This window comes from Williamsia limnetica (assembly GCF_003217475.1).
GTDB classification, from domain to species: domain Bacteria; phylum Actinomycetota; class Actinomycetes; order Mycobacteriales; family Mycobacteriaceae; genus Williamsia; species Williamsia limnetica.
The window spans coordinates 73,784-90,517 of record NZ_QJSP01000010.1; the positions used below are offsets into that span (position 1 = coordinate 73,784).

Here is a 16,734-nt window from a genome sequence, read left to right on the forward strand (position 1 = left end):
GAGTGACTAGGGTGAAAACCGTGCTTCCCGTGATAGACCTCGCTGAGCTGGCCACCGCAGAGGGCCGGGCACGCCTTCGTGACATCACGCACGAGGTCGGGTTCTTCTACCTCGTCGGCCACGGCATCGACGAGCATCTGATCTCGCAGGTCCAGGCCGCGGCCCGGGCGTTCTTCGCGCTACCCGAGGCCGACAAGCTCTCGGTTGCCATGATCAACAGCCCGCATTTCCGGGGATACAACAGGCTCGGCGGTGAGTTCACCAACGGTCAGGTCGACTGGCGCGAGCAGATCGACATCGGGCCCGAACGCCAACCCGTCCCCGGCGCAGACGGGTACCTGCGCCTACAGGGACCCAATCAGTGGCCCACAGCGCTCCCCGAATTGCGCACTGCGGTCAACGAATACAGTGATGCGCTCGCCGACGTCTCCCTGCGGTTGCTGCAGAACTGGGCAGCAGGTCTCGGTGCCGACCGGCACATCTTCGACAATGCGTTCGCCGAGCTCCCGGCGACCCTGATCAAACTCGTTCGCTATCCCGCCCGGCCGGAGGCCGCGGTCGCCGGCGATCAAGGCGTTGGAGCACACAAGGATTCGGGCGTCCTGACGTTGCTGCTCCTCGAACCCGGTTCGGCGGGTCTGCAGGTGGAGGCCACGGACGGCAGCTGGATCGACGCCCCACCGCGCGCGGGCGCATTCGTCGTCAATGTCGGTGAGATGCTCGAAGTCGCCACCGGCGGCTACCTCCGGGCGACCCGCCACCGGGTGCTCACCCCGCCGGGCGCGGCCGAACGTCTGTCGATCCCGTACTTCTACAGCCCGGCCCTCGACGCGGTGATCCCCACCATCGAGCTACCGAGGGCGCTGGCGGACAAAGCCCGTGGAGTCGAACAGGACCCGGCCAATCCGCTGTTCACGACGTACGGCGAGAACACGTGGAAGAGCCGGACCCGCGCGCACCCCGACGTGTTCGCACGGTGGTATCCGGCCGAGGCGAAAGCCCGCGCGGAGAACTCCTCAGCCTGAGAGTTGCCACGCGAGTGCGGCGGCCAGCGCCCCGCTCGCGTTGACCGCCCAGTGCAGCGCCATCGGGGCGAGCAGGCTGTCGCTGCGCCGCCTGAGCCAGATGAACAGCAGCCCGGACGCGCCAGTCACCACCACCGCACCGGCGATCCCGGCGATCTGGGCCACGATCCCTGCGCCGAGCAGGTCGGTCAGACCACTGTTCCCGGCGGTGAGCCCGGTGGACGATGCCACGTGCCACAGCCCGAACAGCCCGGCGCCGACGAGGTAGACCACCCGTACCGAGGCGACGCGGACGAGCGAAGCGTTGAGGACGCCGCGGAACAGCAATTCTTCCGGGATCACCGTTTGCAGCGGGATGATCACCAGGGCACCCCACAACGCCACGGAGACGCTGTCGTAGCGGTCTGAGAGATACAGCGATCTGGTCAGCGGCAGCAGTGCACCGCCTATCGCCATGACCACCACCGGCACGAGGATCACCGCCGCGTATCGCACACCCCGGCGGTGCTGGCTGCGGGCGAGACCGAGTTCTTTCCAAGAGAACCCGCGTCGGCGCACGTACAGCAGCGCTACCAGGGCGCCGAGCGGTACCGCGACCGAGATCGCGTGCTCCACGGTGAAGTGGGCCAGCACGTTGATCAGCGCCAGTAGTCCGACCACCACCGCCACGTCGCGCATCCACGAACTTTATCGGGCCGGGAGCGTGTCGGTGCCTCGCGCTAGCCTCTCGCCACAATCGATTTCTGCACCACCAGCCACAAGGGGGCACCATGCGCACACAGTCCGATCCCGTCGAGTTCGCACATCGGGCGATTGCCAAGCGCTACTGGACGGTCACCGCCGTCCGTGCCGCGCAGCGGGCCGGGTTCCCGTCGTTCGCCTACACCACCGGGCTGACCTCGCTCGGCCATCCCGAGCTCATCATCTATGGTCTCGAGCCCGGCGTGGCCGGATCGATTCTCAACACGGTCGGCCACCGGATCGCGCGTGGCGGGGGCCGCCTCGTCGAGGGCGAACTCCTGTCCGGGTTCATCGACGGCGATCGGGATCTGATGGTCATCGATGCCCTGACCACCTCGGATCTGCGGGTTGCCACATCGGTGTACGGCTCGGTGTCGGCGTGGCAGCTGGTGTGGCCCGATGCTGCCGGTCAATACCCGTGGAGTGCGGGGTACGGCATCGCGAAGACCGTGCAACCGCTCGCGGGTCTGCCTGCCGCCTGAATGACACATGTCGGTGTGGCTCCGGATCCCCGATAGATAATGGGGCGATGGTCTCTCTTTCGCGTGGCGCCAACACCACGATCCCCACCGGTCTGCTCAGCGTCGCCGTCTCGGGCGCTGCGCCCGGTTCGGTGGACGTGATGGCGTTTCAGCTGGCGGACAATCGGAGAACTCGCACCGATGCCGACTTCATCTTCTTCAATCAGCCGAGGTCCCCTGAAGGTGGTGTGGTCCTGTCCGCAGGGACCACGTTGACTGTGGATCTCGCGCGAGTCCCCACGGACGTCGACACCATCGCGTTCGCGGTCGCCTGCGACGAGGGCTTCACCTCGACATTGGCTGCCCTGCCGGGGCTGGGTTCGACGATCAGCGGTGCCGGCGTCGATGTGGAGTTGCCGGTCAGTGGTCTGACGACCGAGCGGGCCGCGGTGCTCGGCGAGATATACCGGCGCGGCGGTCAATGGAAGGTCCGCAACGTCAGCGCAGGATGGGATCGGGGGTTCGCAGACTTGGTGCGCGAGCACGGTGTCAGCGTCGACGACGAACCAGCTCCCGCCACGGCGGGCACGGCGTCATCGGAGCCGGCAGTGAGAACTGTTGCCGGAGAAGAGAAGCTCTCCTTCGAGAAGCGACAAAAGCTCGACATGCGCAAGCGTGAGGTCCACAAGGTCCTGCTGAGCAAGAACGCGACCGGAGTACGGGCCCGGGTGATCATCGTCATCGACAAGACCGGCAGCATGACCGCCCAGTACCGGGGCAAGGTGGTGCATCGGGTGGTCGAGCGCATGCTCGCTGTCGCAACCCAGATCGACGACGACGGTCAGCTCGAGCCGTACATGTACGCCCGAGGTTTCGCGCGGGTGCCCGACATCAGCGTCGAGAACGTCGAGTCGTGGACCGAGGAGTTCTTGCATCTCACCGGCACGCACCGCGGCATCGACTACGACGCGATCGGGCAGTCGAACGACGAGCTGCCGATCATGAACGAGATCCTCAGCTCCGTGGTCCCCGGCCGGCCGGTGTTGGTGCTGTTCTTCACCGACGGGGGCTTCCGAAAGAAGGGTCCGATCGGACAGCTGATGCGGGCCGCGTCGGCGGCACCGGTCTTCTGGCAGTTCGTCGGCATCGGCAAGGCCAATTACGGTGTGCTCGAACAACTCGACGAGATGGAGGGCCGCACCGTCGACAACGCCGGATTCTTCGCTCTCGACGACATCGACAAGGTATCCGACGACGAACTGTACAAGCGGCTGCTCTCCGAGTTCCCGGACTGGCTCGCCGCGGCCACACGCGCCAACATCCTCCCCTGACCCCGATTTTGGGGCCTTTTGGCGAACAAACGCCCAGGTGGGCTTCGCCAAAAGGCCCCAAGATCGGGGTTTCGGGTCAGGCGCGGGAGGCCTTGCCCATAGCTCGGACACCGACTGCGAGTCCGCCGCATGCCATCAGGGCTGCAGCGAGCACACCGCTCATCACCGTCTGGACGTCGAAGTCCCCGACGAACAGGACTCGTTCGGCTTCGACGACGTAGTGCAGCGGGTTGATGTCGACGAGGAACTGCATCCACCGCGGTGCATCACCGAGCGGCAGCATCGTGCCGGACAGGATCAGCAGCGGGAACATCAGCGTTTGCTGAACGGTCCAGAACACCCAATCCTGTTCGCGGACGGCCAATGCCAGGCTGTAGGACAACGCACCGAGGCCGATCCCGAACACTCCGAGGATGACGATCCCGATCGCCGCGCCACCGAGATCGATGTCGAAGCCCAACGGTAACCCGATGAGCAAAATTATCACCGCTTGCGCCGCCAACGGCACCATTTCCTTCAGCGCCCGACCGAGCAACAGGGAACTGCGGCGCAGCGGCGTGACCAACATCCGTTCATGCGACCCGGTATGCATCTCGTCAAGCAGGTTCGCACCCGTCATCGAGGTCCCGAAGATCGCGATCATGGCAAGCACGCCGGGGATGAACCAGTTCCATACATTGCCTGAATCACCGGCACCAGGGACATCTTTGAGCAGTGGACCGAACAGCGCCAGCAGGATCAGCGGTTGGACGAGCGAGAATATGACGGTGAACGGATCACGGATGGTGGGCCGCAGTTCGCGGACCATGACTATGGAGCTGTCTCGAACAATGGTGGTCAGCATGGGGTTTTCCTTCACTCTCGTGGGTTTGGTCTCGGGGGGTGCGATCTCGGGGGTGTGATCTCGAAGGACTTCAGGCCGCCGCGGTTTCGCGCAGACTGCGACCGGTGAGGGTGAGGAAGACGTCGTCGAGGGTCGGGCGCGACGAGCGCGCCGCAGTGACGGTGATACCTCGTTCGGCGGCCGCCGTGATCAGGCGCGGCAACATGACATCGGCGCCGGCGACCTGCAGATCCACCAAAGTGCCGGTGACCTCTGCTCCGTGGACATTTTCGAGACCTGCGACCAGACGCACCAGTTCGTCGGCGTCGGAGACCGAGCCGACGGACAGTTCGACACGATCGCCTGCCAGGTTGTCCTTCAACGCAGCCGCGGAGTCGTCCGCGATCACGGTGCCCTTGTCGATCACCACCACGCGTTCGGCCATCGCGTCGGCCTCGTCGAGATAGTGGGTGGTGAGGACGATCGTCGCGCCCGTCTCGGCGCGCAACCGCTGGATATGGGCCCACAGGTTGGCCCGGCTCTGCGGGTCCATGCCCGTGGTCGGTTCGTCGAGAAAGATCACCGTTGGCCGGTGCACGATGCCCAGCGCGATGTCGAGGCGACGACGTTGCCCACCGGAGAGGGTGCTGACCTTGCGGCTCTCCATCCCCGTCAGATCGAGCGCTGCGATGAGTTCGTCCGCGCGACGCGAACTTTCGGACTTCTTGATGCCGTAGCACAGACCCTGGGTCACCAATTCCTCACGGACGCGCTGGTTGTTCCCTCCGCCGTTGCCCTGGCCGACGTAGCCGATCTTGCGCCGGACTGCATCAGGATCCTCTGCGATGTTGTGGCCGGCCAGCCACGCTGACCCTGAGGTGGGCCGGAGCAGCGTGGTGATCATCCGCAGCGTCGTCGACTTACCGGCGCCGTTCGGTCCGAGGAAGGCCACCAGCTCCCCTTCCGCCACCGCGAGGTCGATGCCCTTGACGGCCTCGACGGTGTTCTTGCCTTGCTTGAAGGTCTTGGTCAGCCCCGCTACCTCGATGGCCGGTGCGGTGCTGCTGGATGTAATCGTCATGATTTCCCTCCGATGTGGTGCCCGTGAAATGCGTCGACATGAAGCTATGACGGATCGAGGACAGAAACGGTCCTCAATCTCTGGCATTGTTGAAAACATGTTGGACACCTCAGCGCGACTGCTTCGGCTCCTGAGCCTGCTGCAAACCCGTAAAGACTGGTCAGGCGCAGATCTGGCGGAGCGACTGGACATCACCACTCGAACGGTGCGCCGAGACATCGACCGATTACGCGAGCTCGGTTACCCGGTCGAGGCCAGTGTCGGCGTCGGTGGCGGGTACCAGCTGGGCGCAGGCGCCGAGATGCCGCCGCTGCTGCTCGACGACCAGGAAGTACTGGCCGTGGCGCTCGGGCTGGGCGCGGGCGCCACCGGCTCGGTGGCCGGACTCGACGAGGCGTCGGTCCGGGCCATGTCGAAACTCCGCCAGGTGATGCCGTCGCGGCTGCGGCACCGGCTCGACTCACTCCAGGTCGATGCCACCCCGACCCGGGCACCGATCTCACAGGTCGAGGCTGCCGTGCTGTCCGACGTCGCGGCGGTATGTCACCGCCACGAACGCCTTCGCTTCGACTACCTGGCCCGCGACGGCGCTGCGAGTCGCCGGGAGGTCGAACCATATCGATTGGTACGCAGTGGTTTACGGTGGTATCTGCTCGCGTGGGATCTCAGCCGGGACGACTGGCGGTCGTTTCGCGTCGACCGGTTGACCCCGAAGATCCCGACCGGCCCTCGGTTCGTCCCACGAGATCTGCCCGAAGGCGGTGCTGCCGCGTACATTGCCCGGAGCTTGGGGTCGGTGTACCGGCAGGCCACGGCGCGCGTCGAGATCCACAGCCCGCTCGAGCGGGTCGCCGAGATGGTCGACGCGGATTGGGGTGTGGTCGAGACCGGTGACGCGAACAGTTGCGAGGTGTCACTGTTCGGACAATCCGTGAGCGCAATAGCGCGGTGGCTCTACGCGTTCGACGCCGACTTCACCGTGATCAGCCCCGTCGAGCTCCGCGAGGAGTGCACCGGTTTGGCCGACCATCACCTGCAGATCGCCGACCGCTACCGCAACGCCTGACCATACGCAAGGGTCAGACGAGGTGCTCTCGCTGCGCCACGGACTGCCGGGCCACCCGTGCGAAGACGTCCAGACGGAAATCGGTGTCGAGGTATCCGGCGGTGTGGACCAGGTCGGAGTCTCGCAGTCGGTCATGGACCTGGTCTCCGGTCTGCGGGTACTCCTCGACCGGCCATCGCCAGTGAACCGCTATCAGCTCGCCGTCGTCGGTCAAGGCAGCCGACGCATGTGCGATGACCGCGTCGAGTTGCGCGTGGTCGAGATAGTAGAGGACCTCGCTGAGGACTATCAGGTCGAAAGAACCCGGCGGCCAGTCGGCGACGAAGTCACGGGTTTCGGCAATGGCTTGCCCACCTGCAGTTTTCAACCGCTCGGCCGCGATCTGGACCGCCTTGTCGCTGAGGTCGACAGCGAGCAGCTGCTCGCATCGGCTTGCCAACTGCTCACTGAGTACGCCTATCGAACAGCCCGCCTCGAACGCCCTGCGATATCGGGGTGCCGAGAGCGCCGCCATGGTCACCTGATATTTGCGCTGCTCGTACCAGCGGCTGGTGAAACCCCAGGGATCGTCGCTGTCGCGATACATCTCATGAAAGTAACTCTCCTCCATGGGTGTCACCGCACGAACACGTATTCGTCGCGACGCAGCAGCCGTTCGAGCACGTGTGGCGGCAGTACGACCTGATCGGCATCGGCCTCGGACAAGGGATGTATCTGGGAGGAGAACGCTTGCACTGCCGCCTTCTTCGTTGCCAATGCCGCATCGTCGAGACCGTGCGCCCGCAGTGCGTCCCAGGCGATCGTCTCCTCGCCCGGAATCGCCCAGTGCCACATCCATATCGGATACTGCCACAGCATCATCCCGCGCTCGGCGGTGATCCGCGACGCGCATCGGCCCACCGCTTCATGATCAGGATGGCCGTCGTCTTCCCAGACCGACAACACACCTGTGACCGTGTCGGTTCGCTCATCGAGAACAGCTTCGACGATGCGTGTCATCGCGGCATCCGCAGTGGAGAGCGCACCGTCGGGGAGCCCGCCCCAGACCGAACGTTCCAAACCCAGGATGTCGGTGGCCGCGTCCAGCTCCGCGCGCCTGATCGCCGCCAGATCGTGCGGTGAGTGGGTCGGCGATCCGGGATGCGACCCAGAGCCATCGGACAGGCACACGGTGACCACGTCGACGCCGGCAGCCGCGGCGGCGATCATCACGCCTGCCGCACCGAGGATCTCATCGTCCGGGTGCGCCGCGAGCACCACCAGGCGTTCGACGTCGATCTCGAGCCTCGGGAGATCACCGCAGACTGAAAACCACTGCTGCCATTGTGTTTCGTCGGTTCCGCGGTCAGCCACGGGTGACGCCTCGAATCGTTCCGTACTCGTCATGATCGGTCTCCGAAGAAGTCGGGCGTGTCGCCCGCCACGAGTCGGCCCAGCGCCATCAGATCGTTGTCGGCGTGGGACTGCCTGATGTACACCGCGAGGTCGGCAACCGCCTGCGCGTGTTCTCCAGAGTGCACGAGAGGCGCCGGTCCCAGCGCCCTGTTCACCCGGTCGATCACCGCCGTCGCGATCTGTTCGATCGCCCACCGCACGCGCAACGCCCGGCGCCGCGCCGCAGCCTCCTCGCGTGGAGCCTTGTCGATGGCGTCGGCGGCGTAGACCAGCTGCGACCAGCCGTCGGCCAGCAGAGCGTCGACGGCGCCGAGGTGCATCATGAGGATGTCGTCGCCCCCGGTGCGGGCCCTGTTGTACAGCGCGTCAGCGACCTTCGCCGCGCCACCGAGCCAGCACGCGGCGACCCCGACACCTCCGTGCCAGAATCCCGCACGCGCCAGGTAGTCCCCCGGTTCACCGACCGGCCGCGCAGCCACGTTCTCGAATTCGACTGCTTCGGTGTCGGTTCCGGACATGCCCGCAGACCGCCAACCGCCCGATTGCGGATGGATCCCGTGCTGAGCCAGATCCACCGAGAAGAGTCGGCGTCGGTCACCGTCGCGGGCGGTCACCAGTGCGTGTGTGCAGCCGACCGCTCCCGAGCACCATGGCTTGGTGCCGTGCAGCCTCCACCGATTGCCGTCCCGGTGGGCTGTGACGACGTGAGTCGGCGGCTCTGCCGCCCACACACCCCACAACTCGCCCTGCCCGGCCCTGCACCCGGTGATCTCAACCAGAATTGCATCGGCGTCCAGGTGGGCCTCGACCATCCGTCCGACGCTGATGTCGGATCGCGTGAGCTCGGCCAAGGTACGGAAGCGGGTCGCGGTGTCGCCGGAACCCGGTAGAGGGGCGACGATGTCGTCTGAATCGACGATCTGCAAGGCCCGGTACGCCGCCGATGGCGTCACGATGCCTCCTCGCCCGCGAGTCCACGCAGGTGGTCTGCGAACCCGCCCGACAGACGTCCGTGCGGCCGGGTCGAGGTGATCACCGGTGCGCGTGCACTCCACTCGATGGGCACCCCGGCGACCCGCAACCTGTTGACGAGGTCGACGTCTTCGTCGTGGTCGACCAGTGCGAAGCCACCGACACCGAAGTACACGTCCGCCCACAATCCGAGATTGGCGCCGTGGACGTGGCGGTGTCCGTCAGTCGCCTGATACGCAGCGGAAAAACGGTCGGCCACCTCGGCGGGCCAGCGCGCCCAGTCGTCGCCGACCACGGTGCCGACATACGCATCAGCACCTCCGGCGACAGCCTCGATTTGCGCAGTGAGCCAATGTATGGGGACCACCGAGTCTGCATCGGTGGTCGCAAACCACGTTTCGTCGGTCCACCTACTCGACTCGAAACCAACTTTTCGGGCCTGTCCGACCGATCGGCCAGTCGCCACCACTGCAGTCGTCGGCGGCATCACGCACGCGGCGGTGCCATCTGAGCAGTCATCGAGCACCACGATCACCTCAGCGGGGATGGCGGTTTCCGCGACAGCGGCACTGATCGAATCGAGGCACGAGGGCAATAGTGCCTGCTCATTGTGAGCAGGCACCACCACGACGATCTTGTCAGGTCTTCGACCCTTCTCCGTCAACTCGGTCCTCGTCCGGGCCGACCGATCAGGCTCTCCACTGTCGCGTCGAGATCGTGTGCGAGATGAAGACTGTCCTGGAATACGCGCTTGGCACCGGCGCCACGCAACGCATCACCACTGATCCCACCGGTCAGTACTGCCACCGACCGGGCACCGGCCTTCGTGGCTGCGATCGAGTCCCAGGTCGCGTCGCCCACCATGATGGCGTTCGCAGGCTGGACGCCGGCGCGCTCGATGGCGATTTTCACCACTGTCGCATCAGGTTTGGCGGTGTCGACATCCTCTCCGGACGTCACAGCGTCGACATGCTCCTCCACGTCGAGCAGGTCTCGGAGCAACGCCAGTTCCGCCTCAGGCGCCGACGTCGCCAAGACCGTGACGAATCCCAGTTCCTTCGACCGTCGCACGACCTCCCGCGCACCGGGAAGCAATGCGAGCGTGTCCCCGCGTGCCAGGTAGGCCTCCTTGTGCTTCGATGACGCCGAGTCCGCGAGGTCGGAGCGACCTGGGGCGTTGTCGTCCACCCCCGCGATCTGCAGGAGTTCGTCGATCAGGATCGATCCGTCCATTCCGATCCGTCGGTGAATCTCCCACAGGGGCACCGTCAGTCCCACTCCGGACAGGGCGTCGCGCCACGCGATCACGTGGGCATATACCGAATCGACAAGTGTGCCATCAATATCGAAGAGAATTGCGACCCGATCGCTCACGCCTATGCCTTCTCCTGCATGCCGCTGCGTGCCGGGTTCCCCTGATCCGCAGCCTTCGGATCGGTCTCGTCGGCTTTGGCGCGCACCCCTTCTTGGATCTTCTTGCCGAGGTCGGCATCGACACGGTTCCAATACTCGAAGGCCCGCCCGAGTACCGGTTCACTCACACCGTTGAGCAGGTGCCCGACGATGTTGTCGACCAGCCGCTCTCGCTCGCCGTCGTCGAGCACTTCCCGCACGAGGGTGCCCGCCTGACCGAAGTCGTCGTCCTCGGGATGATCGACATAGGCACTCCGGACGATCTGACCGTCGGCAGCCCAGCCAGGGTCCACCTGGAAGGCCTGCGTCGCGGCAGGACCACCCTTGGAGTTCGGTGCGTACACCGGATCGGAGACGGCCTGTACTCGCATCGCACCGTCTTTCGAGTACGAATGTACCGGCGACTTCGACGCGTTCACCGGGATCTGCTTGTAGTTGACGCCGATGCGGTAGCGATGGGCGTCGGAGTACGCGAATCCGCGAGCCAGAAGCATCCGGTCCGGGCTCAATCCGATTCCGGGAACGAGGTTGTTCGGCTCGAACGCCAACTGCTCGATCTGGGTGTGATGGTCGGTCGGGTTCTCGTTGAGCGTCATCTTGCCGACCTCGATGAGTGGGTAGTCGCCGTGCGGCCAGACCTTGGTCAGGTCAAAGGGATTGAACCGATACGCAGCCGCGTCGTCGAACGGCATCAACTGCACCTTCATGGTCCAGGACGGGAACTCACCCTTGTCGATGTGCTCGAACAGATCACGCGTGTGGTAATCGGTGTCGGCCGAGGCCATCTGGTCTGCTTCGTCCTGCGTGAAGAACTGGTGTCCCTGATCGGTGATGAAGTGGTACTTCACCCAGTGTTTGACGCCCTCGGCATTGACCCACAGATAGGTGTGCGAGCTGTAGCCGTTCATGTGCCGCCAGGTGCGCGGGATGCCGCGATCACCCATCAACCAGGTGACCTGGTGCGCAGACTCCGGCGACAGACTCCAGAAGTCCCATTGCATGTCGTGATCGCGAAGATTGTTGTCCGCGCGTCGTTTCTGCGATCGGATGAAGTGCTGGAACTTCAGTGGGTCCTTGATGAAGAAGACCGGCGTGTTGTTGCCGACCATGTCGTACACGCCTTCGGTGGTGTAGAACTTCAGCGCGAAGCCGCGCGGGTCACGCCAGGTGTCGGGGCTGCCGCGCTCGCCTGCCACGGTGGAAAATCTCGCCGCCATCTCGGTGGTGGTTCCCGGCTGGAACACCGCGGCGCTGGTGTAACCGGATACATCGCCGGTCACCTCGAACGAACCGAAGGCTCCGCTGCCCTTGGCGTGCGGCTGACGCTCCGGGATCCGCTCGCGGTTGAACTGGGCCATCTGCTCGATCAGGTAGTGGTCGTGCAGCACAATGGGTCCGCCGGCGCCCACCGTCAGCGAATGCTCATCACTCGATACAGGCGCTCCGGCGTCCGTGGTGGTGTAAATCTGCTCATCTGGCATATCGGCCTCCGACCGTCGTCGTCCAGGTGGGACCGCCGGTCGAAGCAAGTGGGCCGACGGTCTCGCGGGCGTACCGGCAATGCACCTTCAGGGCTCGTCAGGCACAGCCGCCACTCGTGAGGTGGCTTACCCCCAGACGGGTGAGTCGAAACCGCGCGCGACCACTACGTTGCGCGGCCGTCGACGGCAGGGACCGCAGAATCGTCCGAACTCGCCGAGACGCCCGGCTCGCGCGCGAGGTCAGCGCGCAATTCCCTGATCTCTGAATGCAGCGCGTTGATCTGTTTGCGGGTCGCCACCATGTTCGCCTCGTCTTCTTCGTTCACTCGCTCGACGATCCAGGTCGCGATGGTCGCGGTGACCACGCCGATGAGGCTGATCCCCCCGATCATCAACCCGACAGCGATGAACCTACCGGTCAGTGTCGTCGGCGAATAGTCGCCGTACCCGATGGTGGTGATGGTCGTGATCGACCACCACAGCGCATCCCCGAAGGTTCGGATCGTCGCGTCGGCCTGGTCGCGTTCGGTGTCGAGGATCGCCAGCGAGGCAACGAAGATCAGGACGACGACGGTCACCACCGTGAACATCAACACTCGTCCACGGATGGCCCGTCCGGTCACGCGATGTAGCACCGCCAGCACCGCGAGCAATCTCAGCAGCCGCAGCGGACGCAGGACCGGCAGCGCGACGATCAGCAACTCCGGCAGATGCCGGATGAACCACCGCGGCCTGTTGTCCGACAAGACCAACCGGATCACGTAGTCGACGACGAACACCGCCCAGGAAGCCCAGATCGTGATGTCGAGCAGTCGGCCGTTGAGGCCTACCGGTTCGTCGAGCACCTCGACGGCGTAGGCCGCGATGAACAGGACGCCGACGGCCGCCAGCGGCCACTCGGTGAGCGCGATCCATCGCTCCTGGGTCATCGCCGGCCGCGTGTGCGAGACACGATCGGTGTCGGTGCTCATCGTCTTCCCCTCGGTTGTCGATGCGTCAGTACACCGCAGCCCAGGGCTCATCTGGCGGTGATCGGTGAACTCAGACACCCGGACAGCACTGTGCCGCGGATCCGGTGGGGATCCACGGCACAGTGGAGCGTTCGGTCAGACCGTGGCGACTGGTTTCTTGTCGTCGACCTCGACCTTGTCCCACCGGTCGTCTCCGTCATCGACCATCGACAGTTCGTCGAACGGGTCGTTGCCGGCGAGAACGCCGTTGACCTTGTCCATGTCGACTGTCTTGGTCCACGAACCGACCAGCATGGTGGCAACAGCATTGCCCGAGAAGTTGGTGACCGCGCGGGCCTCGGACATGAACCGGTCGATTCCGACGATCAGTCCGACGCCCTCGAGCAGTTCCGGTCGGTGGCTCTGCAGGCCGCCGGCGAGGGTCGCGAGTCCGGCACCGCTGACGCCGGCCGCTCCCTTGGAGGCGACGATCATGAACACCAGCAGGGAGATCTGCTCGCTCAGCGAGAGCGGGTCGCCCATCGCCTCGGCGACGAACAGCGAGGCCATGGTCAGGTAGATCGCGGTGCCGTCGAGGTTGAACGAGTAACCGGTCGGGACAACAACTCCGACGGTGGTGCGCTCGACGCCGAGGTGCTCCATCTTTGCGATCAGTCGTGGCAGGGCCGACTCGGACGACGAGGTGGCGAAGATCAGCAGGTATTCGCGGGCCAGGTAGCGGACCAGCTTGAAGATCGAGATTCCCGAGACGATGCGCAGCAGGAGCCCGAGGATCACGAAGACGAAGATCGCGCAGGTCACGTAGAAGCCGAGCATCAGCGTCAACAGTTCGGTGATCGCACTCCAGCCGGTCTGCCCGACCACGTTGGCGATGGCACCGAACGCACCGATCGGGGCCAGCCACAGGATCATACCGAGGACCTTGAACACGACCTTCTGGATCAGCTCGATCGCCCGCAGGATCGGGTCACCGCTCTTGGTGGGCAGGGCCTGGATGGCGAAGCCGACGAGCAGCGCGATGAAGAGGGTCTGCAGCACGCTGCCCTCGGTCAGTGCGGACAACATCGAGGTGGGGATGATCCCCTGCAGGAAGTCGAGGGTGCCGCCGGCCTCGTGGGCCTTGTCTGCCAGGTCCTCGCCGGTGCCCATCTTTGACGGATCGATCGTGAGTCCGCTGCCCGGGGTGAGCAGGTTGCCCACCACGAGTCCGATGGCGAGCGCGACCGTCGACATCAGCAAGAAGTAGCCGAAGGCGAGTCCCCCCACCTTGCCGACCGTCGCGGCCGCCCGCACCGACCCGATCCCGAGCACGATGGTGCAGAAGATCACCGGGCTGATCATCATCTTGATCAGGCTCACGAACATGGTGCCGAGCACACCGAGGTCCTCGCCCACACCAGGCGCCACCAGGCCGACGATCACACCGGCGACGACCGCGATGATCACCGCGATGTAGAGCCAGTGCGTGCGGTCACGCTTCTTTGGAGCCGGCGGCTGCGCGGCTGTCGAACGGTCTGCTGCTGTAGTCATGATCGACTTCCTTTGTGAATGCGGAAGGAACGGGTCTGAAAGAATGGTGATACCCAGAGTGAGCCAGGTCACGCTTAAGTTCATTTCGTTCAGACGGAGTTGTTCATGACGAAGTTGGTGCCGCGCTCACTGGCGGGTCAGGCGTTCGTGCTGCAGCTCGTCGTGGTCGCGGTGATCGTGATCGCCGGCAGCACCCTGGCCCTGCTCGATGCCCGTCGTGATGGCGATTCCGCTGCCAGGCAGCAGGTGGTCGGGATTGCCAGCGCCCTGGCCCAATCGCCCTCGACCGCCGCCGCGATCGAATCAGGCGCCGCCACGCCGGTTCTGCAACCGGTCACCGAGGACGTCCGGGAAGACACCGGCGTCGCCTTCATCACCATCATGGCGCCCGACCGCACCCGCTTCACCCACACGAACCCGACCCTCATCGGGCAGGACTACCTCGGCACCATCGAACCGGCGTTGCAGGGCGAGACATTCACGGAGGTCTACACCGGAACTCTCGGACCGTCTGTCCGCGCGGTGGCGCCGGTCCGCTCGTCGTCCGGTGAGATCATCGGCCTGGTGTCCGCCGGTATCACGCAGCAGACACTCGCCCAGCGCTGGCGCGACGAACTCCCGCAGATCATCCTCATCGCCCTCGCAGCGTTGGGCGTCTCATTGATCGGCATCTGGGCGATCCGGCGCAGAGTGCTCCGGCAGACCCACGGGCTCGGGCCGACGGAACTGCAGGTGATGTACGAGCATCACGACGCCATCCTGCACTCTGTGTCCGAAGGCCTGATCGTTCTCGACCGTCGCGGGGTCGCGTTGGCGAACGACGAGGCCCGCCGGCTCCTGTCACTACCCGACGGCGACATCGACAAGGACGTCTTGCCGCCCTTCCTGCGCTCTTTCTCCCCCGGCGCACGCGACGAGGTACACGTGACCGGCGACCGCGTGCTGGTGGTCAACCGGTCGCACGTTCCCGGCGAGCGTTCTCCCGACACCGAAGTGGTCACGATCCGTGATCGCACCGAGTTGCAGGGAGCACTCGGCGAGCTCGATTCGATGAAGGTGTTCGCCGAATCTCTTCGCTCGCAAGCCCATGAATCCGCCAACCGCCTGCACACGATCGTCACCCTGGTCGAGATGGGCCGCGGCGACGAGGCCGTGAAGTTCGCGACCACCGAACTGGAACTGTCCCAACGGCTCGTCGACCGTATGTCGGAGGCAGTGGGCGAACCTGCCTTGGCCGCTCTGCTGCTCGGCAAGAGTTCGCAGGCCGACGAGCGCGGTATCAATCTGACCATCACCGATGACACCGAACTGTCTGCCGATGCCGAAGATGTGCCGCTCTCGGGGCAAGAGCTGATCACCGTGGTCGGCAACCTGATCGACAACGCCCTCGATGCCTGCGACCGCGACGACCCCTGGGTGGAAGTGACTGTGCGACAAGAAAAAGACGAGCTGTTGATCCAGGTCGCCGACAGCGGCCACGGAATGGACCCCGACGAGTTCGCCCGGGCCATGCAACGCGGATACTCGACGAAGTCCGGAGGTGAGCAGGGTCGACGGGGGCTGGGCCTGGCGCTCGTCGCACAGGTGGTAAATCGTCATCACGGCACGCTCACCGCCGAGATGACCTACGGTTCGGTCGTGACCGTGAGAGTTGGTAAGGAGCACCGGTGATCAACGTTCTCATCGTCGAAGACGAACCATTGATCGCCGAGGCGCACCATACCTATCTCGGAAGGATCGCCGGTTTCACCGCGGTCGCTACCGTCAATACCGCCCGGGAAGCGATGCGCGTTGCCGCAGGCGCGGCAGCGAGCGACGCCCCCGTCGACCTGGTGCTGCTCGACATCGGACTTCCCGACGCGAGCGGTATCGATCTGGCGTCCGCGCTGTCAGGGCTTCGGCCCGCGCCGGACATCATCGCCATCACCTCCGAGCGCGACCTCGAGGTGGTTCGGGCCGCAGTCGCCAACGGGGCACTGGCCTATCTGCTCAAACCGTTCACCTTCGCGGCGTTCCGCGACCGACTCGAGCGCTACCAGCGATACCGGGAGGCGCTTCCCGCCGGGACAGATGCGGCCAGCCAGGCCGAGGTCGACCGCGCCTTCGCCGAATTACGTACCGGCACAGATCGATCCGCTGCACCCAAAGGCGCTGCACCGGCAACCACCGATGAAATCGCACGTGTGGTCCGCGACGCCGTCGACGGCATCACCGCTGCCGATGCAGCAAAGGTAGTCGGTGTGTCGCGGGTGACCGCCTGGCGCTATCTCGAACGCCTCGCCGACGACGGAACACTGCTGCGCCACACCGACTACGGCAACGCCGGACGACCCAAGATCCGCTATCAGTGGCGCCGCTGAGCGGGTTCGCCCCGAGATCGTCCGATTCTGAGGGGTCGAAGGGCAGTATGCCCTCGGTGAGTGCTCACGGGGACGATCCTGGCG

Annotated in this window: 17 protein-coding genes; 6 read left to right on the forward strand and 11 right to left on the reverse strand. The window is 65.1% G+C overall.

Features of this window, described 5'->3' with window-relative positions; genetic code table 11:
- Positions 1 to 20 precede the first annotated feature (20 nt).
- Entirely contained in the window at positions 21 to 1,025 is a 1,005-nt protein-coding gene (locus DFR67_RS17330; protein WP_110470922.1) for an isopenicillin N synthase family dioxygenase, read from the forward strand.
- Here DFR67_RS17330 and DFR67_RS17335 read toward each other — a convergent pair.
- Positions 1,017 to 1,703 carry a CPBP family intramembrane glutamic endopeptidase gene (locus DFR67_RS17335; RefSeq protein ID WP_110470762.1) on the reverse strand — a complete coding sequence of 229 codons (687 nt, stop codon included), beginning with the start codon at positions 1,701 to 1,703 and terminating at the stop codon, positions 1,017 to 1,019. The genes DFR67_RS17330 and DFR67_RS17335 overlap by 9 nt on opposite strands.
- 92 nt (positions 1,704 to 1,795) lie before the next feature.
- Between DFR67_RS17335 and DFR67_RS17340 the strand changes: the two genes are divergently transcribed.
- Positions 1,796 to 2,248, forward strand: a complete 453-nt coding sequence (locus tag DFR67_RS17340) for a DUF4262 domain-containing protein (protein ID WP_110470763.1) — start codon at positions 1,796 to 1,798, stop codon at positions 2,246 to 2,248.
- A gap of 47 nt (positions 2,249 to 2,295) precedes the next feature.
- Positions 2,296 to 3,558 carry a VWA domain-containing protein gene (locus DFR67_RS17345; protein WP_110470764.1) on the forward strand — a complete coding sequence of 421 codons (1,263 nt, stop codon included), beginning with the start codon at positions 2,296 to 2,298 and terminating at the stop codon, positions 3,556 to 3,558.
- 76 nt (positions 3,559 to 3,634) lie between these two features.
- On the opposite strand, the gene DFR67_RS17350 is transcribed toward DFR67_RS17345, so the two are convergent.
- Both DFR67_RS17350 and DFR67_RS17355 read right to left on the reverse strand, forming a co-directional pair.
- Positions 3,635 to 4,402, reverse strand: a complete 768-nt coding sequence (locus tag DFR67_RS17350; protein WP_211325092.1) for an ABC transporter permease — start codon at positions 4,400 to 4,402, stop codon at positions 3,635 to 3,637.
- A gap of 70 nt (positions 4,403 to 4,472) precedes the next feature.
- Positions 4,473 to 5,462: an ABC transporter ATP-binding protein gene (locus DFR67_RS17355; RefSeq protein ID WP_110470765.1), complete on the reverse strand. Its 990-nt coding sequence runs from the start codon at positions 5,460 to 5,462 to the stop codon at positions 4,473 to 4,475.
- A 97-nt stretch (positions 5,463 to 5,559) separates the two neighbouring features.
- On the opposite strand from DFR67_RS17355, the gene DFR67_RS17360 reads away from it, so the two are divergent.
- Entirely contained in the window at positions 5,560 to 6,528 is a 969-nt protein-coding gene (locus DFR67_RS17360) for a helix-turn-helix transcriptional regulator (RefSeq protein ID WP_110470766.1), read from the forward strand.
- 13 nt (positions 6,529 to 6,541) lie between these two features.
- On the opposite strand, the gene DFR67_RS17365 is transcribed toward DFR67_RS17360, so the two are convergent.
- The 8 genes from DFR67_RS17365 to DFR67_RS17400 all read right to left on the reverse strand — a co-directional run bounded on the left by DFR67_RS17365 (position 6,542) and on the right by DFR67_RS17400 (position 14,290).
- Positions 6,542 to 7,138 (reverse strand): class I SAM-dependent DNA methyltransferase, encoded by a 597-nt coding sequence (locus DFR67_RS17365; protein ID WP_110470767.1) that lies wholly within the window; start codon positions 7,136 to 7,138, stop codon positions 6,542 to 6,544.
- Between the two features lie 5 nt (positions 7,139 to 7,143).
- Positions 7,144 to 7,914, reverse strand: a complete 771-nt coding sequence (locus DFR67_RS17370) for a PIG-L deacetylase family protein (protein ID WP_110470768.1) — start codon at positions 7,912 to 7,914, stop codon at positions 7,144 to 7,146.
- Positions 7,911 to 8,876, reverse strand: a complete 966-nt coding sequence (locus tag DFR67_RS17375; RefSeq protein ID WP_110470769.1) for an acyl-CoA dehydrogenase family protein — start codon at positions 8,874 to 8,876, stop codon at positions 7,911 to 7,913. Before DFR67_RS17375 ends, DFR67_RS17370 begins: the two co-directional genes overlap by 4 nt.
- Complete coding sequence (locus tag DFR67_RS17380) at positions 8,873 to 9,559, reverse strand: glycosyltransferase family 2 protein (RefSeq protein WP_245938009.1); 687 nt, start codon at positions 9,557 to 9,559, stop codon at positions 8,873 to 8,875. The genes DFR67_RS17375 and DFR67_RS17380 overlap by 4 nt, the downstream gene beginning before the upstream one ends.
- Complete coding sequence (locus tag DFR67_RS17385) at positions 9,556 to 10,269, reverse strand: HAD family hydrolase (RefSeq protein WP_245938010.1); 714 nt, start codon at positions 10,267 to 10,269, stop codon at positions 9,556 to 9,558. Before DFR67_RS17385 ends, DFR67_RS17380 begins: the two co-directional genes overlap by 4 nt.
- Positions 10,270 to 10,271: 2 nt before the next feature.
- Positions 10,272 to 11,789 (reverse strand): catalase, encoded by a 1,518-nt coding sequence (locus DFR67_RS17390; RefSeq protein ID WP_110470770.1) that lies wholly within the window; start codon positions 11,787 to 11,789, stop codon positions 10,272 to 10,274.
- A gap of 164 nt (positions 11,790 to 11,953) precedes the next feature.
- Positions 11,954 to 12,760, reverse strand: coding sequence for a potassium channel family protein (locus tag DFR67_RS17395; protein ID WP_245938011.1), 807 nt, complete (start codon positions 12,758 to 12,760; stop codon positions 11,954 to 11,956).
- Between the two features lie 135 nt (positions 12,761 to 12,895).
- The gene (locus DFR67_RS17400) at positions 12,896 to 14,290 is read right to left on the reverse strand and encodes a cation:dicarboxylate symporter family transporter (RefSeq protein WP_110470771.1); all 1,395 of its coding nucleotides are present in this window, start codon (positions 14,288 to 14,290) and stop codon (positions 12,896 to 12,898) included.
- A 105-nt stretch (positions 14,291 to 14,395) separates the two neighbouring features.
- On the opposite strand from DFR67_RS17400, the gene DFR67_RS17405 reads away from it, so the two are divergent.
- Both DFR67_RS17405 and DFR67_RS17410 read left to right on the forward strand, forming a co-directional pair.
- Positions 14,396 to 15,961, forward strand: coding sequence for a sensor histidine kinase (locus tag DFR67_RS17405; protein ID WP_110470772.1), 1,566 nt, complete (start codon positions 14,396 to 14,398; stop codon positions 15,959 to 15,961).
- Positions 15,958 to 16,650: a response regulator gene (locus DFR67_RS17410; RefSeq protein WP_110470773.1), complete on the forward strand. Its 693-nt coding sequence runs from the start codon at positions 15,958 to 15,960 to the stop codon at positions 16,648 to 16,650. The genes DFR67_RS17405 and DFR67_RS17410 overlap by 4 nt, the downstream gene beginning before the upstream one ends.
- The last annotated feature ends 84 nt before the right edge of the window (positions 16,651 to 16,734 follow it).